Annotated in this window: 19 protein-coding genes; 11 read left to right on the forward strand and 8 right to left on the reverse strand. The window is 64.4% G+C overall.

The annotated features are described in order from the left end of the window. The first annotated feature begins 1 nt into the window (after nucleotide 1). Both rpsO and pnp read left to right on the forward strand, forming a co-directional pair. Nucleotides 2–271: a 30S ribosomal protein S15 gene (gene rpsO, locus ACXJMY_RS06660; protein WP_018644188.1), complete on the forward strand. Its 270-nt coding sequence runs from the start codon at nucleotides 2–4 to the stop codon at nucleotides 269–271. Between the two features lie 463 nt (nucleotides 272–734). Continuing rightward, on the forward strand, nucleotides 735–2,891 hold the full coding sequence (gene pnp, locus ACXJMY_RS06665) for a polyribonucleotide nucleotidyltransferase (protein WP_456618513.1): 2,157 nt from the start codon (nucleotides 735–737) through the stop codon (nucleotides 2,889–2,891). A gap of 202 nt (nucleotides 2,892–3,093) precedes the next feature. On the opposite strand, the gene katG is transcribed toward pnp, so the two are convergent. After that, nucleotides 3,094–5,259 (reverse strand): catalase/peroxidase HPI, encoded by a 2,166-nt coding sequence (gene katG, locus ACXJMY_RS06670; RefSeq protein ID WP_456618514.1) that lies wholly within the window; start codon nucleotides 5,257–5,259, stop codon nucleotides 3,094–3,096. Nucleotides 5,260–5,373: 114 nt separating this feature from the next. Between katG and ACXJMY_RS06675 the strand changes: the two genes are divergently transcribed. The 5 genes from ACXJMY_RS06675 (at nucleotide 5,374) to ACXJMY_RS06695 (ending at nucleotide 9,377) form a co-directional block, all read left to right on the forward strand. Continuing rightward, complete coding sequence (locus tag ACXJMY_RS06675) at nucleotides 5,374–6,300, forward strand: LysR substrate-binding domain-containing protein (RefSeq protein WP_456618515.1); 927 nt, start codon at nucleotides 5,374–5,376, stop codon at nucleotides 6,298–6,300. 7 nt (nucleotides 6,301–6,307) lie between these two features. Next, complete coding sequence (locus ACXJMY_RS06680) at nucleotides 6,308–6,772, forward strand: GNAT family N-acetyltransferase (protein ID WP_456618516.1); 465 nt, start codon at nucleotides 6,308–6,310, stop codon at nucleotides 6,770–6,772. A 91-nt stretch (nucleotides 6,773–6,863) separates the two neighbouring features. Next, nucleotides 6,864–7,700 (forward strand): hypothetical protein, encoded by an 837-nt coding sequence (locus tag ACXJMY_RS06685; RefSeq protein ID WP_456618517.1) that lies wholly within the window; start codon nucleotides 6,864–6,866, stop codon nucleotides 7,698–7,700. 6 nt (nucleotides 7,701–7,706) lie between these two features. Next, nucleotides 7,707–8,666: a hypothetical protein gene (locus ACXJMY_RS06690; protein WP_456618518.1), complete on the forward strand. Its 960-nt coding sequence runs from the start codon at nucleotides 7,707–7,709 to the stop codon at nucleotides 8,664–8,666. 114 nt (nucleotides 8,667–8,780) lie between these two features. Next, nucleotides 8,781–9,377 (forward strand): glutathione S-transferase family protein, encoded by a 597-nt coding sequence (locus tag ACXJMY_RS06695; protein WP_456618519.1) that lies wholly within the window; start codon nucleotides 8,781–8,783, stop codon nucleotides 9,375–9,377. Nucleotides 9,378–9,494: 117 nt separating this feature from the next. On the opposite strand, the gene fabI is transcribed toward ACXJMY_RS06695, so the two are convergent. From fabI to fabA, 3 genes are all read right to left on the reverse strand, one after another. Next, a complete protein-coding gene (gene fabI / locus ACXJMY_RS06700; RefSeq protein WP_456618520.1) occupies nucleotides 9,495–10,295 on the reverse strand; it encodes an enoyl-ACP reductase FabI in 801 nt (266 codons plus the stop codon). A gap of 135 nt (nucleotides 10,296–10,430) precedes the next feature. Then, on the reverse strand, nucleotides 10,431–11,654 hold the full coding sequence (gene fabB / locus ACXJMY_RS06705; RefSeq protein WP_456618521.1) for a beta-ketoacyl-ACP synthase I: 1,224 nt from the start codon (nucleotides 11,652–11,654) through the stop codon (nucleotides 10,431–10,433). Nucleotides 11,655–11,694: 40 nt separating this feature from the next. Further along, complete coding sequence (fabA, locus tag ACXJMY_RS06710; protein WP_456618522.1) at nucleotides 11,695–12,216, reverse strand: bifunctional 3-hydroxydecanoyl-ACP dehydratase/trans-2-decenoyl-ACP isomerase; 522 nt, start codon at nucleotides 12,214–12,216, stop codon at nucleotides 11,695–11,697. A gap of 354 nt (nucleotides 12,217–12,570) precedes the next feature. Here fabA and irrA point away from each other — a divergent pair, with 354 nt between their 5' ends. Next, complete coding sequence (irrA, locus tag ACXJMY_RS06715) at nucleotides 12,571–13,062, forward strand: iron response transcriptional regulator IrrA (RefSeq protein WP_456618523.1); 492 nt, start codon at nucleotides 12,571–12,573, stop codon at nucleotides 13,060–13,062. Nucleotides 13,063–13,219: 157 nt separating this feature from the next. On the opposite strand, the gene ACXJMY_RS06720 is transcribed toward irrA, so the two are convergent. Next, nucleotides 13,220–13,750 carry an SH3 domain-containing protein gene (locus ACXJMY_RS06720; RefSeq protein ID WP_456618524.1) on the reverse strand — a complete coding sequence of 177 codons (531 nt, stop codon included), beginning with the start codon at nucleotides 13,748–13,750 and terminating at the stop codon, nucleotides 13,220–13,222. 321 nt (nucleotides 13,751–14,071) lie between these two features. Between ACXJMY_RS06720 and ACXJMY_RS06725 the strand changes: the two genes are divergently transcribed. Further along, nucleotides 14,072–15,073 carry a 2-hydroxyacid dehydrogenase gene (locus tag ACXJMY_RS06725; RefSeq protein WP_456618525.1) on the forward strand — a complete coding sequence of 334 codons (1,002 nt, stop codon included), beginning with the start codon at nucleotides 14,072–14,074 and terminating at the stop codon, nucleotides 15,071–15,073. A gap of 3 nt (nucleotides 15,074–15,076) precedes the next feature. Here ACXJMY_RS06725 and ACXJMY_RS06730 read toward each other — a convergent pair whose 3' ends face one another. Then, entirely contained in the window at nucleotides 15,077–15,988 is a 912-nt protein-coding gene (locus tag ACXJMY_RS06730; protein ID WP_456618526.1) for a LysR family transcriptional regulator, read from the reverse strand. Nucleotides 15,989–16,107: 119 nt separating this feature from the next. Here ACXJMY_RS06730 and ACXJMY_RS06735 point away from each other — a divergent pair, with 119 nt between their 5' ends. Further along, complete coding sequence (locus tag ACXJMY_RS06735; RefSeq protein ID WP_456618527.1) at nucleotides 16,108–17,115, forward strand: aldo/keto reductase; 1,008 nt, start codon at nucleotides 16,108–16,110, stop codon at nucleotides 17,113–17,115. 9 nt (nucleotides 17,116–17,124) lie between these two features. On the opposite strand, the gene ACXJMY_RS06740 is transcribed toward ACXJMY_RS06735, so the two are convergent. Continuing rightward, nucleotides 17,125–17,928 (reverse strand): HesA/MoeB/ThiF family protein, encoded by an 804-nt coding sequence (locus ACXJMY_RS06740; protein WP_456618528.1) that lies wholly within the window; start codon nucleotides 17,926–17,928, stop codon nucleotides 17,125–17,127. 264 nt (nucleotides 17,929–18,192) lie between these two features. Here ACXJMY_RS06740 and ACXJMY_RS06745 point away from each other — a divergent pair, with 264 nt between their 5' ends. Next, on the forward strand, nucleotides 18,193–19,554 hold the full coding sequence (locus ACXJMY_RS06745) for a serine protease (RefSeq protein ID WP_456618529.1): 1,362 nt from the start codon (nucleotides 18,193–18,195) through the stop codon (nucleotides 19,552–19,554). 75 nt (nucleotides 19,555–19,629) lie between these two features. Here the strand turns inward: ACXJMY_RS06745 and ggt are convergent, their stop codons facing one another. Beyond that, complete coding sequence (ggt, locus tag ACXJMY_RS06750; protein WP_456618530.1) at nucleotides 19,630–21,309, reverse strand: gamma-glutamyltransferase; 1,680 nt, start codon at nucleotides 21,307–21,309, stop codon at nucleotides 19,630–19,632. Nucleotides 21,310–21,478 lie beyond the last annotated feature (169 nt).

Consider the following 21,478-nt stretch of genomic DNA (forward strand, 5'->3'; position numbering starts at 1 on the left):
GATGTCGATTGCCGCAGAACGCAAAGCGGAAGTCATCAAGACGAATGCCACCAAGGCCGGCGATACCGGCTCGCCGGAGGTTCAGGTCGCGATCCTGTCGGAACGCATCAACAACCTCACCAACCATTTCAAGACCCACGTGAAGGACAACCATTCGCGTCGCGGCCTCTTGAAGCTGGTCTCGACCCGCCGTTCGCTCCTCGACTACCTGAAGAAGCGGGACGAGGCGCGTTACAAGGCGCTGCTCGAGAAGCACAACATTCGTCGTTAAGTGTTCCTGCGCGCGCCAACGGCGCGCGTTTTCGCGCGTGGTTTCGAACGAAAGCGTTTGTTTAAAGGTTTTTGATCGAGGCTGCGTACGCGTCGGGTGCGGGCCCAAAGCGCGATAAGAATCGCACTTTGGATTGTTGTTTGAGCATGATCTTTTCGGAAAACCGCTTCGCACTTTTCCGGATCATACTCGAGTGATGATTCGCATCCGGGGCATGATGGGCGAAGACCGAGGTTCGGTGTTCGCGTTCGTGCCGACTGACAGTCCAGCAGCAATCCGGCGGCTGGGCGCAACGGGCAAGGCGCCCGTATGACCCGAAAGGATGGACGCCATCCGAAATCCAGAAACCATGGCAGGATCGCAGGACGCTGATCGCCGCTTCGATCGGCGTCCCGCAATCTTGCGCATGGTTTTTGTTTTTCGAGCCGTCCCTTCTTTCGAGAACCCATGAAAGAAGACCTCTATGTTCAATAAGCATTCAGTCGAGATCGACTGGGGTGGACGCCCTCTCAAGCTTGAAACCGGCAAGATCGCGCGCCAGGCCGACGGCGCCGTCGTCGCGACCTACGGCGAGACCGTGGTGCTCGCCACCGTGGTGGCCGCGAAGGCGCCGCGCGAAGGCGTCGACTTCCTGCCGCTGACCGTCGACTACCAGGAGAAGACCTACGCCGCGGGCCGCATTCCCGGCGGCTACTTCAAGCGCGAGGGCCGTCCGACCGAGAAGGAGACGCTGGTCTCCCGCCTGATCGACCGCCCGATCCGTCCGCTGTTCGTCGACGGCTGGCGCAACGAGACCCAGGTGATCGTCACCGTGCTGTCGCACGACATGGAGAACGATCCCGATATCGTGGCGCTGGTGGCCTCATCGGCTGCGCTGACCCTGTCGGGCGCTCCGTTCAAGGGCCCGATCGGCGCCGCGCGCGTCGGCTTCGTCAATGACGAATATGTGCTCAACCCGACGCTCGACGAGATGGTCGACACCCAGCTCGACCTCGTCGTCGCCGGCACCGCCGACGCGGTGCTGATGGTGGAATCGGAAGCCAAGGAACTGAACGAAGACATCATGCTCGGTGCGGTGATGTTCGGTCACCGTCACTTCCAGCCGGTGATCAACGCGATCATCGATCTCGCCGAGAAGGCCGCGAAGGAGCCGCGCGAGGTCACCGTGATCGACAATGCGGCGCTCGAGAAGGAAATGCTCGGCCTCGTCGAGCAGGAACTGCGCGCCGCCTACGCCATTCCGATCAAGCAGGATCGCTACGCCGCGGTCGGCAAGGTCAAGGAAAAGGTGATCGCCCATTATTTCCCCGAAGGGCAGGAGCCGAAATACGACAAGCTGCGCATCGGCGGCGTGTTCAAGGAGCTCGAAGCCAAGATCGTTCGCTGGAACATCCTGGACACCGGCAAGCGCATCGACGGCCGCGACAGCAAGACCGTGCGCAACATCATCGCCGAAGTCGGCGTGCTGCCCCGCGCCCACGGCTCGGCGCTGTTCACCCGCGGCGAGACCCAGGCGATGGTCGTGACCACGCTCGGCACCGGCGAGGACGAGCAGTATATCGACGCGCTGTCGGGAACGTACAAAGAGACGTTCCTGCTGCACTACAACTTCCCTCCCTACTCGGTCGGTGAGACCGGACGCCTCGGCGGCACCAAGCGCCGCGAGATCGGCCACGGCAAGCTCGCCTGGCGCGCGATCCACCCGGTGCTGCCGCCGCATCACGAGTTCCCCTACACGATCCGCGTGGTCTCGGAGATCACCGAATCCAACGGCTCCTCGTCGATGGCTTCGGTCTGCGGCGCCTCGCTCGCGCTGATGGACGCCGGCGTGCCGTTGAAGCGGCCGACCGCGGGCATCGCGATGGGCCTGATCCTCGAAGACAAGCGCTTCGCGGTGCTCTCCGACATCCTCGGTGACGAGGACCATCTCGGCGACATGGACTTCAAGGTCGCCGGCACCGAAGCGGGCATCACCTCGCTCCAGATGGACATCAAGATCGAGGGCATCACCGAGGAGATCATGAAGGTCGCGCTCGGTCAGGCCAAGGATGGGCGTATCCACATCCTCGGCGAAATGGCCAAGGCGCTCACCAACGCCCGCGCCGAGCTCGGCGAATACGCGCCGCGCATCGAGACCTTCAAGATCCCGACCGACAAGATCCGCGAAGTGATCGGCACCGGCGGCAAGGTGATCCGCGAGATCGTCGAGAAGACCGGCGCCAAGGTCAACATCGAGGACGACGGCACCGTGAAGGTCGCCTCCAGCGACGGCGAGGCGATGAAGGCCGCGATCAAGTGGATCAAGTCGATCGCGTCCGAGCCGGAAGTCGGCCAGATCTATGAGGGCACCGTCGTCAAGGTGATGGAGTTCGGCGCCTTCGTGAACTTCTTCGGCTCCAAGGACGGCCTCGTCCACATCAGCCAGCTCGCTTCGGCGCGCGTGCAGAAGACCTCCGACGTCGTCAAGGAAGGCGACAAGGTCAAGGTCAAGCTGCTCGGCTTCGACGACCGCGGCAAGACCCGGCTGTCGATGAAGGTGGTCGACCAGACCACCGGCGAGGACCTCGAGGCCAAGGGCGGCGACGGCGAGAAGGCTCCGCGCGAAGCGGCCGGCGAGTAAGTCTCGCTCCGCACATCGGAAACACGAAGGGCGGCCGAGAGGCCGCCCTTTTTGTTTGCCGCTTACTTCGGGAGCGCTGCGCTCCCGCTCGCGGGAGAGGGTCGGGGAGAGGGTGTCTCCGCAGAGAGACTCCCAACGAGGAGAGAACCCTCACCCGCGCCTACGGCGCGACCTCTCCCGCAAGCGGGAGAGGTGCAGCAACTCAGCCCGTGATGTCGAACCGGTCGAGGTTCATCACCTTGGTCCAGGCCTTGGCGAAGTCCTTTACGAACTTCTCCTTCGAGTCCGAGGTGGCATAGACCTCGGCGAAGGCGCGGAGCTGCGAGTGCGCGCCGAAGATCAGATCGGCGCGCGTGCCGGTCCACTTCACCGCATTGGTCTTGCGGTCGCGGGCTTCGTATGTGCCGTCAGCCGCCGGGGTCCACTGCGCGCTCATGTCGAGCAGGTTGACGAAGAAGTCGTTGCTCAGCGTGCCCGCCTTCGCGGTGAGGACGCCGTGCTTCGACCCGTTCGCATTGGCGCCGAGCACACGCAGGCCACCGACCAGCACCGTCAGCTCAGGTCCGCTCAGCTTCAGAAGCTGGGCGCGATCGACGAGAGCTTCCTCCTGCTGCAGGAACTGATGCTTCTTGCCGACATAGTTGCGGAAGCCATCGGCCCGCGGCTCCAGCGGCGCGAAGGAGGCAGTGTCCGTCTGCTCCTGCGAGGCATCCATGCGGCCCGGCGTGAAGGCGACCTTCACCTCGACGCCGGCATCCTTGGCAGCCTTTTCGACCGCTGCGGTGCCGCCGAGCACGATCAGGTCGGCGAGCGAGATCTTCTTCGCGCCGGCCGAGGCGTTGAACTCCTTCTGGATCGCTTCGAGCTTGCCGAGCACCTTCGAGAGCTGAGCCGGCTGGTTCACCTCCCAGTCCTTCTGTGGTGCGAGCCGGATGCGCGCGCCGTTGGCGCCGCCACGCTTGTCGGAGCCGCGGAACGTCGAGGCCGACGCCCACGCCGTCGAGACCAGTTCGGAGACCGAGAGGCCCGAGGCCAGGATCTTCGCCTTCAGCGCGGCGATGTCCTGCTCGCTGGCCAGCTCGTGATTCACGGCCGGGATCGGATCCTGCCAGATCAGCGTCTCCTTCGGCACCAGCGGGCCGAGATAGCGCACGATCGGGCCCATGTCGCGGTGGGTGAGCTTGAACCAGGCGCGGGCAAAGGCGTCCGCGAACTGATCCGGGTTCTCATGGAAGCGCCGCGAGATCTTCTCATAGGCCGGATCGAGGCGCAGCGAGAGGTCGGTGGTCAGCATCGTCGGCCGATGCTTCTTCGACTTGTCGAACGCGTCGGGAATGATCGCGTCGGCGCCCTTGGCCGTCCACTGATGCGCACCGCCCGGGCTCTTCGTCAGCTCCCATTCGTACTTGAACAGGTTTTCGAAGAAGTTGTTGCTCCACTTCGTCGGCGTCGTCGTCCAGGTCACCTCGAGACCGCTGGTGATGGAATCGCCCGCAATGCCCGAAGCGTGCTTGCTCTTCCAGCCGAGGCCCTGCTGCTCGAGCGCGCCCGCTTCCGGCTCCGCTCCGACCAGCGACGGATCGCCGGCACCATGGGTCTTGCCGAAGGTATGGCCGCCGGCGATCAGCGCCACGGTTTCCTCGTCGTTCATCGCCATGCGGAAGAACGTTTCGCGGATGTCCTTGGCCGCGGCGATCGGATCCGGCTTGCCGTTCGGGCCTTCCGGATTGACGTAGATGAGGCCCATCTGCACCGCGCCCAGCGGCTCGGCGAGCTGACGCTCGCCGCTGTAGCGTTCATCGCCCAGCCACGTGCCTTCGGGACCCCAATAGAGCTCTTCCGGCTCCCAGACGTCGGCGCGGCCACCGGCGAAACCGAACGTCTTGAAGCCCATCGACTCCAGCGCGACGTTGCCGGCGAGCACCATCAGGTCGGCCCAGGAGATCTTGCGGCCATATTTCTGCTTGATCGGCCACAGCAGACGGCGCGCCTTGTCGAGGTTGGCGTTGTCGGGCCAGCTGTTGAGCGGCGCGAAACGCTGCTGACCGGCACCGGCGCCGCCACGGCCATCGGTGATGCGGTAGGTACCGGCGCTGTGCCAGGCCATGCGGATCATGAGACCGCCGTAATGGCCGAAATCGGCGGGCCACCACTCCTGCGAGTCCGTCATCAAGGCGGTCAGGTCCTTGATGACCGCGTTCAGGTCGAGGGTCTTGAACTCCTTGGCATAGTCGAATCCCTCGCCCATCGGATCGGACAGGCCGGAATTCTTGTGCAGCATCTCGATGCTGAGCTGGGTTGGCCACCAATCGCGGTTCGCCGGCACGCGTTTTCCACCCGAAAACGGGCACTTTGAATTGTCGTCCATGAATACCTCCTCTGGTGGCGTCGAACTCGCGCCTTTGACCAGGTAGAACCACTCTAAGCCTCGCATTCCATCAGGGGAAGTTGACTTTAATGATCGCTGCGATAGGATTTTCTGATGGTCAACGTGACGGTCCGCCAGCTCCGGTATTTCGACGCGCTGGCGCGCCACGGCCATTTCGGCCGCGCGGCGGAGGCGTGCTCGATCTCGCAGCCGGCCCTGTCGATGCAGATCAAGGAACTCGAGGAGGCGCTTGGCGGCCTGCTGCTGGAGCGCAGCGCCCGGCAGGTCGCGCTGACCCGGTTCGGCGAGGAACTCGCCCCTCGCGTCCGCGACATCCTGCGCTCGGTCGATGAGCTCGGCGATTTCGCCCGCGCCTCGCAGGACCGCTTCGCCGGCCGCCTGCGCATCGGCATGATCCCGACGATCGCGCCCTATCTCCTGCCCAAGATCACCAAGAATCTCACGCGCCTGCATCCGGAGCTCGACATCCGCGTGCGCGAGACGATGACGCCGCGGCTGATCCAGGAACTGGTGGAAGGTCGGCTCGACACCGCCATCGTCGCGCTGCCGGTGTCCGAGCCCTCGCTCACCGAGGTCGCGCTGTTCGATGAGAAGTTCCTGCTGGTCCGGCCGGGCGCGGACGAGGGAACGCCGGTGCCCTCCCGGGAGATGATGCGGGAGATGCGGCTGTTGCTGCTGGAGGAAGGCCACTGCTTCCGCGATCAGGCGCTGTCGTTCTGCAACATGCAATCGGCGCCGCCCCGCGAGATGCTGGATGCGAATTCACTGTCGACGCTGGTCCAGATGGTCAGCGCCGGCATCGGCGTCACGCTGATTCCGGAGATGGCCGTGCCGGTGGAGACCCGATCGGCCTCGGTCTCGCTGTCGCGCTTCCGCGACCCGCAGCCCTCGCGCACCATCGGCATGGTCTGGCGCAAGACCAGCCCGCTGGCGCGGCAGCTCCTGCAAATCTCCGAGGTGGTGTGCCTGTCGGCCGGCAAGGTCCGCGCACCGCCGTCCGTGCGCGGCCAACGGGCCTGAGGCCCCGATGTCGCATCCGATCATCCGTCCCGCCCGCGCCGACGAATATGACGAGATCGGCCGCGTCTGGATGGAGAGCTGGGTCTCCACCGGGCTCGCCGAAGCCAGCAACTTCCTGCTCGCGAACCTGCGCGCGCGGATCCGACGCGAGATCGAAGGCGGCTGGAGCCTGTTCGTCGCCGACGACAACGGCACGATCGCCGCGATGCTGGCGCTGCACCTGCCAAAACGCTATCTCGACATGCTGTTCGTCGCGCCCGCCTATCAGGGTCAATCGCTCGGCCGGCAATTGCTCGCCTTCGCGCGCACGCAAATGCCGGATGAAATCTATCTGCGCTGCGTGCGCGAGAACGAAAAGGCCTGGCGCTGGTATGAGCGCGAGGGTTTTGTGTTCGAGAAGGAAGAGATCGAACCGTCGAACGGGTTCGTGATGAAATACTACCGGTGGAAGCGGCAACGGCCCAGCGAATAGACAGCGATCTCCGGCTGCAGCTTGCGGTTGTCACGATCCCCACCTAGTGTGGCGAGACCGATGACCTCTTGCCTCTGTTTTCCCGGAATCCATGCTCCGCATTGCTGTCTCGCTGATCGTGCTCTCGTCCATTTGGACCTCGGCAGCCGCGCAAACTCCTACAACACCCGCCGCGCCTCCCGCTCGGACTGCGGCGCCGGCCAAGCCGGCGGTCAAGAAGGCAGCGCCGAAGGCCAAACCGGCTGCACAACAGCCTGCAGCGGCGGAGAGCGGCCCGTGTCAGATCGGCGTCATTTCCGCGATCGGAGACCGTTTCTCGGTGCAACATGTCGGCCTTACGATGTTCGGCAACGAGTATTTGGAGGCGCCGATCGAGACGTGGGGCATCGATGATCTGTTCGTCGCGAAGGTTCGAGCCGCGGCTCCCGGCACGGCTGTCCGAAAAATCGCTTACGCAAGCGGAGCCTTCAAGCCTTACTATCATCCGGAAGCGAAACTGTTCCGCAATGACCGCGACGACCTGATAGCCCTGGTGCGGCAGATCGCCGGAACTGCAAATTGCGAACGCTACGTCGTAGCCACGAAGGCCCGCGTTTCGGTTGATGGCACCAATCAGTCAATAGAGGGCCTCGGGGTCTACAAGAATTGGGCGAGCCCTTCCGGGCGCGGCGTCGTGGTTGCCTATTTCCGTATCAACGTTTTTGACGGACGGACTTTCGACATCCATCGAGCGCCCACCCGGAGCTTCGGAGATGTGCTTGCTTCGAGTTTTTCCAACAAGAACGACAATATGCAAATTCTCAACAATCTCGAGTTTCCCAAGACTCCTGAACAGGTGACCAACAGTGCATTGCTGCGTGACAGCACACGCAACCTGCTCACGGCCCAGTTGGACAAGTATCTACCAGCATACATCAAGGGCGAGTAAGCACCCTTGCCGACGGGACGCGACAAAGGATACCGCTCGTCCGCTTCCTGCGGCTGGGCCGCATTTGACGTTCTGGCCCGGTTGGTCGTCGTTGCGGCTGTCCTGTCGTGCTTTTCGACATCTACTTCGGCGCAGACCAAATCGGGACCACCAGGGACGCAAACGGCAGGACCGGCCGTCAAGCAAGCCAAAAGCAAGTCGACTACGGGGCGTGAAGCGACGGGCAAGCCCGCTCCCGTGGTCGGCGGCTCGTGCGACTTCGGTGTCGTGGTCACCACCGGCGATGAGTTCACCGTGCTGACGACCGGCCTCACCGTATTCCAGAACAAGAAGATGGTGATCCCGATCCCGGGCTGGGGGCTCAACGATCTGATCTTCGCGCGGACTCGCGCCGCGATCCCTGCCGGAGTGTCCGTTCTGAGAATCCCCTACACCCCGGCGAAATTTCCTCCCCGCGATGAGTCCAAGGACACATTGAAGGACAGGTTGTTCCGCGATCTCAACGCGGAGCTGGCCGGATACATGCGCGAGGTCGTGAAAGGAACGAATTGCCGGCACTACATCCAGATCCTCAATTCAATCAGCCCTATCGGGACATCGAACTATACGGTCCGCGGTTTCGGCATCCTCAACCAGGATGTAGTGCTAGGGCGTCGCATCTATCTTTATGCCCTGGCGTTTATCCGCATCTTTGACGGGCGCGACTTCTCCGTTGTCAGACAGAGCTCTGCGCTGATCAACGTGCATCATTCCCTGGTGGTGCAGAGGCTTCTGGGCAGGCAAATCGGCGGCCCCTATCGCGAATTACCCGCAGAATCGTTTCCAACGCGCCCTGAAGATGCCGCCGACAATCCCGCACTGCGCGACGGCGTGCGCGCCATGCTGACCGAAAGCCTCGACAAGACGCTGCCGCTTTTGCTCGGTGTTCGATCAGCAGCGAGTCAAAGCGACGCCAAAGAACGTTGATCCACATGTCGTTCACGCCGCTTGCCTTCTGCCTAGGCGTAGTGCGTTGCGAATGCGCGGCAAACGCGGCATGAATTGCGCTGTTCGCCTCCCGCCGATAGAAGGTTCCGCGCCATGATCAAGCTCTACTGGTCGCCCCGCTCGCGCTCGTTCACGACGCTCTGGCTGATGGAGGAGAGCGGCCTGCCCTATGAGCGCGTGCTGACCGACATCTCGACCGGCGCGCAGAAGGCGCCGGATTTCCTCAAGATCAATCCGATGGGCAAGGTGCCGGCACTCGCCGACGGCAATGCCGCGCTCGCCGAAGCCGCGGCGATCTGCGCCTACATTGCCGACCGTTATCCCGAGACCAAGCTCGCGCCCGCGGTGACCGATCCGCGCCGCGCGCGCTATCTGCAATGGCTGTTCTTCTCGCCGGGCTGCATCGAGCCCGCCATCATCCAGATCTTCACCAAGATCGAGATCCCGACCTCGACCGCGGCCTGGGGCAGCGCAACGCAGGTCTTCGACGTGCTGGAAGCTGCGCTCACCAAGGGCCCGTGGATTCTCGGCGAGGAATTTTCCGCCGCCGACATCACGGTCGGCTCCGGCCTCAACTTCGCGGTGCGCCTGTTCAAGATGGTGCCGTCGCGCCCGGCCTTCGATGCCTATCTCGCGCGCTGCATGGCACGGCCTGCGTTCCAGCGCGCGGAGAAGATCGCGGCGGGTTAAGCAAGCTCAGAGATCCGCAGGGTGGGCAAAGTGAAGCGTGCCCACCACTTGTATCGCGATCGCCGAGAAATGGTGGGCACGGCGCGCGAAGAGCGCGCCTTTGCCCACCCTACGAAGCTAGTCCGACGATTTCAAATCCCCCGGCTTCGGCATCAGGACGATGTTGTAGCCGGAATCGACATAATGGATCTCGCCGGTCACGCCGCCGGAGAGGTCCGACAACAGATACAGCGCCGAGCCGCCGAGCTCGTCGAGCGTGACGCCGCGGCCGAGCGGCGAGTGCTTCTGCTGGAACGCGAACATCGCACGCGCCTCGCCGATGCCGGAGCCGGCGAGCGTGCGCACGGGGCCGGCGGAAATCGCATTGACGCGGATGCCGCGCGGTCCGAAATCCGTGGCGAGATAGCGCACGGAGGCTTCCAGCGCCGCCTTGGCGACGCCCATCACGTTGTAGTTCGGCATCGCGCGCATCGAGGCGCCGTAGGTCAGCGTGATCATGCTGCCGCCCTGCGGCATCAGCTCGGCGGCGCGTTTTGCCACCTCCGTGAACGAGAAGCAGGAGATCACCATGGTGCGCGAAAAATTCTCGCGGCTGGTGTCGGCGTAGCGTCCCTTCAGCTCGTTCTTGTCGGCAAAGCCGATCGCATGAATCACGAAGTCGAGCTGGCCCCATGTCTCACGGAGCGTGGCGAAGGTGGCATCGACGCTGGCGATATCCTCGACGTCGCAAGGCAGCACCAGCTCCACGCCGAGCTGCTCCGCCAGCGGCTTGACGCGCCTGCCCTGGGCATCGCCCTGGAAGGTGAAGGCAAGCTCTGCGCCATGGGCATGCAGCGTCTTCGCCATGCCCCAGGCGATCGAATGATCATTGGCGATGCCCATGATCAGACCGCGCTTGCCCTTCATCAAACCTTCCATTGCAGCCGTCACTCCCATTTTCGACGTCATCGCCCGCGCAGGCGGGCGATCCAGTATTCCGAGACAGTCATGGTAATCGCAAGGCCGCGGCGTACTGGATGCCCCGCCTTCGCGGGGCATGACAGAGTGCTGGGCTCACGCATCGAGCCGGCTGAACACCAGCGTGGCGTTGGTGCCGCCGAACCCGAACGAGTTCGACAGCACGGTGCCGATTTTGACGTTGTCGATGCGCTTGCGCACGATCGGCATGTCGGCGAACACAGGGTCGAGCTCCTGGATGTGCGCGCTTTCGCAGATGAAGCCGTTGTTCATCATCAGCAGCGAATAGATCGCCTCCTGCACGCCGGTCGCGCCGAGCGAATGGCCGGTCAGCGCCTTGGTCGCCGAGATCGGCGGGCACTTCTCGCCGGCGCCGAACACGCGGCGCAGCGCATCGATCTCCGGCGGATCGCCGGCCGGCGTCGAGGTCGCGTGCGGATTGATGTAGTCGACCTTGGTCTTCACCGTCGACATCGCCATGCGCATGCAGCGCTCGGCGCCTTCGCCGGAAGGAGCGACCATGTCGTAGCCGTCCGATGTCGCGCCGTAGCCGACGATCTCGCCATAGATCCGCGCGCCGCGCGCCTTGGCATGTTCGAGCTCTTCCAGCACCAGCACGCCGGCGCCGCCGGCGATGACGAAACCGTCGCGGTTGACGTCGTAGGGACGCGAGGCGGTCGCCGGCGTGTCGTTGTATTTCGAGGACATCGCGCCCATGGCGTCGAACAGCACCGACAGCGACCAGTCGAGCTCCTCGCAGCCGCCGGCGAAGATGACGTCCTGCTTGCCGATCTGGATCGTCTCATAGGCATTGCCGACGCAATGGTTCGACGTCGCGCAGGCCGACGAGATCGAATAGTTCACGCCCTTGATCTTGAACCAGGTCGCAAGCGTCGCCGACGCCGTCGACGACATCGCCTTCGGCACTGCAAACGGTCCGACGCGCTTCGGTCCCTTGCTGCGGGTGATGTCGGCGGCTTCGACGATGGTGCGGGCCGACGGACCGCCGGAGCCCATGATGATGCCGGTGCGGATGTTGGAGACTTCGTCGGGCCCGAGACCGGAATCCTGGATCGCCTGCTCCATCGCGATGTGATTCCACGCCGCACCCTGGCCGAGGAAACGCATCGCGCGCCGGTCGATCACCGTCGAAGGATCCAGCGTCGGTTCGCCCTGAACCTGCGAACGGAACCCGAGCTCGGCATATTTCTCCGCCCGCGTGATGCCTGACTTCGCCTCGTGGAGGCTCGCAAGCACTTCCTGGGTGTTGTTTCCGATGGAGGAGACAATGCCCATCCCGGTGACCACAACCCGCCTCATGACAGCCTCGCCTAAATCGTTGTCTTTCTTGGTGATGCGTTCAGCTCAGGCTCGTGCCCTGCTTGAACAAGCCGACTTTCAGATCCTTCGCGCGATAAATAATCTGGTCGTCGACCGAAAGCCATCCATCGGCGATACCGAGCACGAGCTTTGAACGCATCACCCGCTTGATATCGACGTTGTACACAACCTTGCGGGCCTCGGGCAGCACCTGGCCGCCAAACTTCAGCTCGCTCAGGCCAAGCGCGCGGCCGCGACCTTCGCCGCCGCTCCAGCCCAGATAAAAGCCGACCATTTGCCAGAGAGCATCGAGGCCGAGGCAGCCGGGCATCACCGGATCGTTCTTGAAGTGGCAGCCGAAAAACCAGAGATCGGGCTTCACATCCAGCTCGGCGCGCACCAGCCCCTTGCCGAATTCGCCGCCGGTCTCGTTGATGTCCGAAATGCGGTCGAACATGAGCATGGGCGGCAGCGGCAATTGTGCATTGCCCGGGCCAAACATCTCGCCGCGGGCACATGCCAGTAAATCTTCAAATTCGTAACCGTTACGCCTGTTCAGCATGCGGAAACCTCTGTGTTCGAACCCGATTGAGCGGCGTTTCTGGCGAAAATGGGCCCCGTCCCTGTTCGGAAAGCAACGCCCATTGCCGTCAACAGGCGTGAATGCCGAGAGCCCGGATCGGCTACGGGCCGGCCTCAATGCCTGACCGCGCCAAAATCGGTTAAGCGGAACCGCGCGCTCTCTAACACAGGCCTTTTCGGGTAGCAAAGCGCACACATGAAGGTAAAATGACCGGGACGTGGCCCGGTTCCTCGTCCGATTAGAACCGCTCTAGTTGCGAGAAACTTGCATCTGCATCTATCTCTCCATATATTATATTGGAGAGACAGTGTTCACGCGTGCCCGAATTTGGAAATGAGCGAAAACAACGCGCCCCATCATGACGAAGACGCCCACACGGCGGCCCTTCTGTCCGGACGCCAGCCGGCCCTGACCGGCTGCCCCTGGCACGACGTCAACGAAATGCTCCAGTCCGCCGGCCTTCGCCCGACGCGGCAAAGGATGGCGCTTGGCTGGCTGCTGTTCGGCAAGGGAGCACGCCACCTCACGGCTGAAATGCTCTATGAGGAAGCGACCCTGGCCAAGGTTCCGGTCTCGCTCGCCACCGTCTACAACACGCTGAATCAGCTCACCGATGCCGGCCTGCTGCGTCAGGTCAGCGTCGACGGCACCAAGACCTATTTCGACACCAACGTCACCACGCATCACCATTATTACCTCGAGAACAGCCATGAGCTGGTCGATATCGAGGATCCGCATCTGGCGCTGTCCAAGATGCCGGAGGTGCCCGAGGGTTACGAGATCGCGCGCATCGACATGGTCGTGCGGCTGCGCAAGAAGCGCTGAGAATCAATCCTAAACTGCTGATTTAGTCATCATGGCCGGGCTTGTCCCGGCCATTGCTATTTGCATGGTCATTCCGGGGCGGTGCGTAGCACCGAACCCGGAATCTCGAGATCCCGGGTCCGGCGCTTCGCGCCATCCCGGGATGACGCCTGCGGCGTCAATTCACCTGCTCGTCCGAGTAGACGCCCCAGAGGCGCTCCTGCTGGATCCAGCCGTCAAACCCGTTGCCGCTGACGCGGCACCAGTTTGCGCTGCACTTCTTCACTTGCGTAACGACACCGGCCTGGAGCTTTGCCGCAATCGCGCTGTCAGGATCGGCACGGTCGTAGATCGGCGCGAGGTCGTCCTTGTGCTTCATGGTCACGACCGCAGTGCGGCGGCCCGACAGCAGCGAGTGATAGACCCAGCCTTCGGCGCCTTCGGAGTCGCGCACCCGGCGCCAGTTCTCGAACTCGGCGGTGATTTCGACCGGCAGGCCAGAGCGGGTGTAGACCCAGGCCACGTCATTGTCCTTGGTCGGGCCGGCGCGGACGTTCACGTGATCCGATTTGAGGCTGACATAGCGCGGCACCGGCAGGCCGCTGGCGGTCTGCGGTGTATTGTCCTTCGCCGAATGCCCGGGGCTGACCGAGGCGCTCAACCAGCCGCAAACGAGCGCCATCACCGCACAAAAACGCCCCAACGCCATTAACCCGTCTCCTGTCCAGGACCGGCTGAGCCGGGCCCTCACCCCAAAGTCCAAACCCTGCCGCATGCCCTCTTTCCCGCTCCCCGCGGGTGTTCCCGAAGCCAGGTCCGTGGTTCTTGTCTTGGCCCGGCCTTCTGCTAGAGAGGACGGGCACTTGAACAACCAGTTTGTCCCGATTTTCCGCGTGGAAATGTCGGGAGAGCTTGAAGGAAACGCCGGGGACGACGCGGCAAGGGCAGTGTCGAACAACCGGGTTAATGAGGCCTGAACGGCCGGCCTTTGGCGACAGAGGCGGCTTGCGACGCCTGATGAGAGCAGGACATGTCGGTGAAGAAAAAGCCCCTCGTCGTCGTGACGCGCAAGCTGCCGGATTCGATCGAGACACGGATGCGCGAGCTGTTCGACGCGCGGATCAATCTCGACGACACGCCGATGTCGGCCGAGCAGATCGCGGAGGCCGCGCGCACCGCCGACGTGCTGGTTCCGACCGTCACCGACCAAATCACCGCCGACATCGTCAACCAGCCCGACTGCAAGCTCCGCCTGATCGCGAATTTCGGCAACGGCGTCGACAATATCGATGTCGAGGCGGCGCACGCCCGCGGCATCACCGTCACCAACACGCCGAAGGTTTTGACCGAAGACACCGCCGACATGACCATGGCGCTGATCCTGGCCGTGCCGCGCCGGCTGATCGAAGGCGCATCGATCATGACTGAAGGAAAACCCTGGGCCGGCTGGTCGCCGACCTGGATGCTCGGCCACCGTATCGGCGGAAAGCGTCTCGGCATCATCGGCATGGGCCGCATCGGCCAGGCGGTGGCGCGCCGCGCCCGCGCCTTCGGCTTGCAGATCCACTACCACAATCGCCGGCCGGTGGCGCCGAAGATCGCCGAAGAGCTGGGGGCGACCTATTGGGAAAGCCTCGACCAGATGCTGGCGCGGATGGACATCCTCTCGGTGAACTGCCCGCACACGCCGGCGACCTATCACCTGCTGTCGGCGCGGCGGCTGAAGCTGATCCGCAAGGACGCCTACATCGTCAACACCGCGCGCGGCGAGGTCACCGACGAGGATACGCTGATCAAGCTGATCGAAGCCGGCGAGATCGGCGGCGCCGGCCTCGACGTCTACGAGCACGAGCCCGCGGTGAATCCCAAACTGGTGCGGCTCGCCAAGGCCGGCAAGGTGACGCTGCTGCCGCATATGGGCTCGGCCACGATCGAAGGCCGCGTCGAGATGGGCGAGAAGGTCATCATCAACATCCGTACCTTCCTCGACGCGCACAAGCCGCCGGATCGCGTGCTGCCGAGCATGCTCTGAGGTTTATGCGCGGCGTGTTTCGCGCTTGCGCCAGTCCGCGACGAAGTCGATGAAAGCGCGCAAGGCCGGCGGCATCTGGCGCCGGCTCGGATAATACAGGAACGGGCCCGGGAACGGCTCGCACCAATCCTGAAGCAAGCTGACCAGCGCGCCCGACTTCAGCGCTTCATGGACGTAGCCATCGAGCGTTGCCCATATACCGACGCCGTCGAGCGCAGCGCGCATGGCGAGGCCCATATTGGTCGAGATCAGCTTGGCCGGAGGATCGACCTTCATCAGCTGGCCAGCCTTCTCGAACTCCCAATCGTGCATGACGCCGCTCGAGTAGCGGGCGCGAATGCAATCATGGTCGAGCAGATCCTTCGGATGCCCCGGCCTGCCGCGACGCGCGACGTAAGCGGGCGAAGCGACGACGACATAGCTCTGCGGGCCGCTCAGCGGGATCGCCACCATGTCCTGCGCGAGATGCTCGCCATAGCGCACGCCGGCGTCGAAGCCGGCGCTGACGATGTCGACGAAGCCGCTTTCGGAGACGATGTCGAGATCGACCTGCGGATGCGCCTCCAGGAATGGCCCGACCATCGGCGCCAGCACGAGATCGACCGCCGGCGGCGGCGCGTTGATGCGCAGGCGGCCCGACGCGACCTCGCGCAGGCCCCGCACCTGATCCAGGGCGTCGCCGACGTCGCGCAGGGCCGGAGCGACGCGCGACAGCAGCAGCTCGCCTGCCTCGGTCAGCGCCACGCTGCGGGTGGTGCGGTTCATCAGGCGGACGCCGAGGCGCTCTTCGAGATCCCGTAGGCGCTGGCTAAGGCTCGACACCGACACGCGAATTTCCACCGCCGCGCGCCGGAAATTGCGGGTGCGGGCGACCGCCAGGAAGACGTCGAGATCGCGCAAATCGGGATCGGCCATTGTTCGCCATGGTGAACAAGCCATTCCGGATTGTCCAGCTTATCGGCGCAATGAAGCCAGCGCATATGTGGCCTCGTCACGCGGCGCAATCTGCCTGCCGCCTCTTGAGGAGAGCCAACATGGAACAGCGCAAACTCGGTTCAACCGGCCCCGATGTCTCAGCCCTTGGCCTCGGCTGCATGGGCATGTCCGAGGTCTACGGGCCGGCCGATCGCGACGAGAGCATCGCCACGGTCCATGCAGCGCTCGATGCCGGCATCACGCTGCTCGACACCGGCGATTTCTACGCCATGGGCCACAATGAAATGCTGGTGCGCGAGGCGCTGAAGGGTCGCCCGCGCGACAGGTTGCAGATCAGCGTCAAGTTCGGAGCGCTGCGCGGGCCCGCCGGCGAATTTGCCGGGATGGACACACGGCCGGCTGCGATCAGGAATTTTCTGGCCTATTCGCTGCAGCGCTTGGGCACCGACTACATCGACATCTACCGGCCGGCGCGCCTTGATCCCAACGTTCCCATCGAGGAGACGATCGGCGGCCTCGCCGAGATGGTGAAGGCCGGCTATATCAGGCATATCGGCCTGTCCGAGGTCGGCTCCGACACCATCCGCCGCGCGCACGCCGTGCATCCGATCGTCGATCTCCAGATCGAATATTCGCTGATCGAGCGCGGCATCGAGCGCGACATCCTGAAGACCTGCCGCGAGCTCGGCATCGGCATCACCGCCTATGGCGTGCTGGCGCGTGGCCTGATCAGCGGCCATTGGTCGAAGGACTCCGGCAAGACCGGCAAGGACTACCGGCTGATGACGCCGCGCTTCCAGGGCGTGAATCTCGACGCCAATCTCGCGCTGGTGGAGCAGCTGCGCGCGATCGCCGCCGAGATCGGTGCAACGCCGGCGCAGGTCGCAATCGCCTGGGTGGCGGCGCAGGGTCAGCAGATCGTGCCGCTGGTCGGTGCCCGCACCCGCAACCGTCTCGCCGAGGCACTCGGCGCGACCAAGGTCCATCTGACGCCGGCTCATCTTGCGGCGTTGGCAAAAGCCTTCCCGCCGGATGTCGCCTCCGGCACGCGCTATGCGGCCGAGCAGATGGCACATCTCGACAGCGAGAAGCCGGCCACCGCGTAACGGCGACAATCAGGTGCGATGGGCGCTCAAATCAGTCATGACCGGCCCATCGCCATTGAGCGGATTGGCCGGATCGCGCGCGTAACGCAGCGTCTCGAAGCGCATCGCGCGCGCATCGATCATCAGGAGGCGGCCGACCAGTCCGTCGCCAAAACCGACGATCTCGCGGATCGCCTCCAGCGCCATCATCGAGCCCATCACGCCCGCAAGCGCGCCCATGACACCGGCCTCGGCGCAGGCCGGCACCGTGCCGGGCGGCGGCGCCTCCGGAAACAGGCAGCGATAGGTTGGATTGAAGACGCCGTCGGCGTTTTTCTCATGTGCGCGGATGGTGGTGAGCGAGCCGTCGAAGGTGCCGAGCGCCGCCGTGATCAGCGGCTTCCTGGCGAAGAAGCAGGCGTCCGAGGCCAGATAGCGGGTCGAGAAATTGTCGGAGCCGTCGAGCACGAGGTCGTAATCGCCGACCAGCGACAGCGCATTGTCGGCATTGAGCCAGGTGGCATGGCCGACAAAGCGCACATGCGGATTGAGCGCGGTGATCCGCTCGGCGGCGCTCTCGACCTTGTGCCGGCCGATATCGGGCGTCGTATGGATGACCTGGCGCTGAAGATTGGACAGCGACACCACGTCGTCATCGACCACGCCGAGCGTGCCTATGCCGGCGGCGGCCAGATACATCAGGGCCGGGGCGCCAAGCCCGCCGGCGCCGATCACCAGCACCGACGCCCGCTTCAGCGCGGCCTGGCCGGGACCACCGACATCGCGCAGCACGATATGGCGGGCATAGCGTTCGAGTTCGTCCGGGCTCAGCATTCTCAGCTCTTCCTAGATTGCTGCCGCTCCCCGTGAGGAGCGCGAAAGTCGCACACACTGTCATTCCGGGGCGATGCGAAGCATCGAACCCGGAATCTCGAGATTCCGGGTTCGGCTCTTCGAGCCGCCCCGGAATGACTCGTCCTCTCAGATGAGGATCTTGCTCTGTGGCCGCTCGCGCCAGCCTGAACCACCCCAACATTGTTCGCGACCAAGGAGATGTGCTTCAATGACAGCACGTTCAATGGGCTGGCTGGATTTGTCATGAGATCGATGCTTGCGGCAACACTGATGTTCGCGACCGCCRCGGCTGCGAACGCCCAGATGACGACGCCGCCGATCCCCGGCACCAAGCCGAAGCCGGTTCAGACCGTTCCGATCCGCCCACCTGCCTTGCAGACGCCGTCGGAGACCGCCGACGCGATGGCGCAGGCGGAACGGCTGTCGCTGCAATCCGACCTCGCCTGGGTCGGCCAATATAACGGCGCCATCACCGGCGACGTCAGCGCGCGCATGGTCGACGCGATCAAGGAGTACCAGAAGATCAAGGGCGGCAAGCCCACCGGCGTGCTCAATCCGCAGGAGCGTGCCGCGCTCGCGGAGACCGCGCGACGGAAACAGGACAGCGTCGGCTGGAAGATCGTGATGGAGCCGACCAGCGGCGCCCGGCTCGGCGTCCCCGCCAAGCTGGTGCCGCAGCAGGCAACCGACGCCAACGGTTCGAAATGGACCTCGCCGACCGGCACGGTGCAGGTGCTGCTCAGCCGCCGCAAGGAGGCGAACCCGACCACGGCAAAGCTCGCTGAAGCGGAGAAGAAGGAGCCGGCCGGGCGCAAGGTCGATTACACCGTGGTGAAACCCGACTTCTTCGTGCTGTCGGGACTCCAGGGCCTGAAGAAGTTTTACGTGCGCGGCACCTTCAAGGGTGACGAGGTTCGCATCATGACGATCCTCTACGACCAGGCGACCGAGAACACGGTCGAGCCGGTCGTGATCGCGATGTCGAGCGCGTTCAACGCCTTTCCGTCCGGACCGCAAGCCGGACCGCCGCCACGCAAGACGGTCGAATACGGCACCGGCATCGTCGTCAGCGACGACGGCGCGATTCTCACCGACCGCCTCGTCACCGATGGCTGCCTCGCGATCACGATCGCCGGCTACGGCAGTGCCGACCGTCTCGCCGAGGACCGGGAGCACGATCTCGCGCTGCTGCACATCTACGGCGCGCGCGGCCTGAAGCCGCTCAGCCTCGCAAGTGGCCCGGCGAAGACCAGTGTCGATGTCATCGGCATCGCCGATCCGCAGAGCCAGGGCGGCGCGGCCGGCGTGTCCAGCGTCAAGGGCGCGCTGGCGCCGGTCACGAGCAGCGACTCCGCGCTGTCGCCGCCGCCGGCGGTCGGATTTTCCGGCAGCCCCGCGATCGACGGCGACGGCAAGTTCGCCGGCATCGCGCTGCTGAAACCGGCGATGATTGCCGGCCCCGCAACGGCGGTGCCGGCCTCGCAGGCCGTGATGGTCTCCGCGGACACGGTGCGCGATTTCCTGAAGGCGAATGGCGTCACGGCGAACGGCGCATCTGCGGATGCAAAAGCCGCCGTCGTGCGCGTGATCTGCGTGCGGAAGTAGGCGAGCGCTGCGCGAGAGGTGTGCCCCCTCTCCCGCTTGCGGGAGAGGTTGAAGAGCCCCGCAGCTAGCGCACCATTAGCCAAGCCTAAACCTTACCCCACTCTTCGCGAGCCCGCCGGAGATCCCGACCGGCGTGCCGTCCGCGCGCCAGCAGGCAGCGCCGGTCATGCTGCCGTCGTCGTGGAACGCAATCGCATTCATTCCCCCGGCCACGGTCGCAACGCGCTGGACCTTGTGGCCCATGCTCGCGAGTTTTTCGCGCACGCTCTCCGGCACCGCCTGCTCGACCTCGAGCGCGTTGCCCTCGGTCCAGACCCGCGGCGCCTCGACCGCCTCCTGCAAGCTCATGCCATGGTCGATCAGATTGACCAGCGCCTGCATCGCGCTCGGGAAGATGCGTTTTCCCCCGGGCAGGCCGAGCGCATAGCGCAGCTTGCCGTCGCGCAGCGCCATCATTGGCGACATCGAGGTGGTGACGCGCTTGCCCGGCGCCAGCGACAACGCGTGGCCGGGTCGCGGGTCGAACAGATTCATGTAGTTGTTGGCGATGGCGCCCAGACCCGGGATCATGATCTTCGCGCCGAACAGATTGTTGATGGTCTGCGTGGTCGCGACCACGTTGCCTAAGGAATCCGCCGCCGTCAGATGCGTGGTGTGCGCGCCTTCGAGCTGCGTCACGCCGGCGCCCCAGGCCTGCGCCCGCGCCGGATCGATCGCGCGGCGGCGCTCTTCGGCGTAGGCCTTCGAGGTCAGCCGCTCCACCGGCACGCCGACAAAGTCGGGATCGCCGCTTGCCGCGGCGCGATCGGCAAAGGCGATCTTCAGCACTTCGGCGAGGGTGTGAATCGTCTCCGCCGTGCCGAAGCCGAGGCCGGCAATGTCATAGCCCTCCAGGATGTTCAGCATCTGCGCGATATGCACGCCGGAGGCCGCGGGCGGCGGCGGTCCAAGGATGGTCCAGCCGCGATAGTCGGCGCGGACCGGCTGCCGCTCGACGGTCCTGTAATTGGTGAGATCGTTGCGGCGGATGAAGCCGCCGCTCTTTTCCATGTAGTCGACCAGGATGTCGCCGAGCGGTCCCTCGTAGAGCGCTTTGTCGCCGTGATCGGCGATATGGCGCAGCGTCTCGGCATATTCGGCCTGCACCACGCGCTCGCCGACCTTCAGCGGCTCGCCGTTCGGCAAGTAGATCGCCGCGATCGGCTTGTCCTTGCGCATCTCGACGGCGCCCTCGCTGATGCATTCATGCAGATAGGGGGTAACCGCATAGCCGCGCGCGGCGTGCTTGATCGCGGGCTGCATGATGTCGGCGAGCGGCATGGTGCCGAACCGGCGCAGCGTCTCGCACCAGGCTTTTAGCGAACCCGGCACCGCAACCGCTCTCGGCCCATTGAGGTTTTCATTGCCGACGGTGTCAAAGACGTCATGGGCAGAACCCGGCTTAGACGTGTAGGTGTTGTCGCGCACCGCCGAGGGCACGGTGCTCTGGCCGTCGATGAAGCGATGGCTGCCGTCGGCCAGCCTGATATGCGCCATGCCACCGCCGATGATGCCGACCATCATCGGCTCCACCACGGTCAGCGTGAACAGCGTCGCGATCGCGGCGTCGATGGCGTTGCCGCCGGCCGCCAGCATCTCGGCGCCGGCACTGGAGGCCAGCGGATGGTTGCTGACCACCATGCCGCGGCTCGAGACCGCCGGCATTTTCTGGCACTCAAAGGTCGTTGCCGTCCGGTCGCGCCAGTTTCCGCTCATGCGCCTGTCCCTTTTATTCACGGCGGCGAGCACATCATACGCGCGATTACGGGTCCAGTATTGGTACGGATTAGCTGGCATTCCCGATTCTGCCATCATCGTTGCCGTTGATTCGGACATCCGCGGTCCCCTTTGGATCGGGCAAGGCACGTCCTGAGCGAGAAGAGCT

This window comes from Bradyrhizobium sp. P5_C12 (genome assembly GCF_054049735.1).

Bases quoted from the DNA above. Each gene is read 5' to 3' on its own strand.
- rpsO (WP_018644188.1), top strand. From the start codon at position 2: ATGTCGATTGCCGCAGAACGCAAAGCGGAAGTCATCAAGACGAATGCC.
- pnp (WP_456618513.1), top strand. From the start codon at position 735: ATGTTCAATAAGCATTCAGTCGAGATCGACTGGGGTGGACGCCCTCTC.
- katG (WP_456618514.1), bottom strand. From the start codon at position 5,259: ATGGACGACAATTCAAAGTGCCCGTTTTCGGGTGGAAAACGCGTGCCG.
- ACXJMY_RS06675 (WP_456618515.1), top strand. From the start codon at position 5,374: ATGGTCAACGTGACGGTCCGCCAGCTCCGGTATTTCGACGCGCTGGCG.
- ACXJMY_RS06680 (WP_456618516.1), top strand. From the start codon at position 6,308: ATGTCGCATCCGATCATCCGTCCCGCCCGCGCCGACGAATATGACGAG.
- ACXJMY_RS06685 (WP_456618517.1), top strand. From the start codon at position 6,864: ATGCTCCGCATTGCTGTCTCGCTGATCGTGCTCTCGTCCATTTGGACC.
- ACXJMY_RS06695 (WP_456618519.1), top strand. From the start codon at position 8,781: ATGATCAAGCTCTACTGGTCGCCCCGCTCGCGCTCGTTCACGACGCTC.
- fabI (WP_456618520.1), bottom strand. From the start codon at position 10,295: ATGGAAGGTTTGATGAAGGGCAAGCGCGGTCTGATCATGGGCATCGCC.
- fabB (WP_456618521.1), bottom strand. From the start codon at position 11,654: ATGAGGCGGGTTGTGGTCACCGGGATGGGCATTGTCTCCTCCATCGGA.
- fabA (WP_456618522.1), bottom strand. From the start codon at position 12,216: ATGCTGAACAGGCGTAACGGTTACGAATTTGAAGATTTACTGGCATGT.
- irrA (WP_456618523.1), top strand. From the start codon at position 12,571: ATGAGCGAAAACAACGCGCCCCATCATGACGAAGACGCCCACACGGCG.
- ACXJMY_RS06720 (WP_456618524.1), bottom strand. From the start codon at position 13,750: ATGGCGTTGGGGCGTTTTTGTGCGGTGATGGCGCTCGTTTGCGGCTGG.
- ACXJMY_RS06725 (WP_456618525.1), top strand. From the start codon at position 14,072: ATGTCGGTGAAGAAAAAGCCCCTCGTCGTCGTGACGCGCAAGCTGCCG.
- ACXJMY_RS06730 (WP_456618526.1), bottom strand. From the start codon at position 15,988: ATGGCCGATCCCGATTTGCGCGATCTCGACGTCTTCCTGGCGGTCGCC.
- ACXJMY_RS06735 (WP_456618527.1), top strand. From the start codon at position 16,108: ATGGAACAGCGCAAACTCGGTTCAACCGGCCCCGATGTCTCAGCCCTT.
- ACXJMY_RS06740 (WP_456618528.1), bottom strand. From the start codon at position 17,928: ATGCTGAGCCCGGACGAACTCGAACGCTATGCCCGCCATATCGTGCTG.
- ggt (WP_456618530.1), bottom strand. From the start codon at position 21,309: ATGAGCGGAAACTGGCGCGACCGGACGGCAACGACCTTTGAGTGCCAG.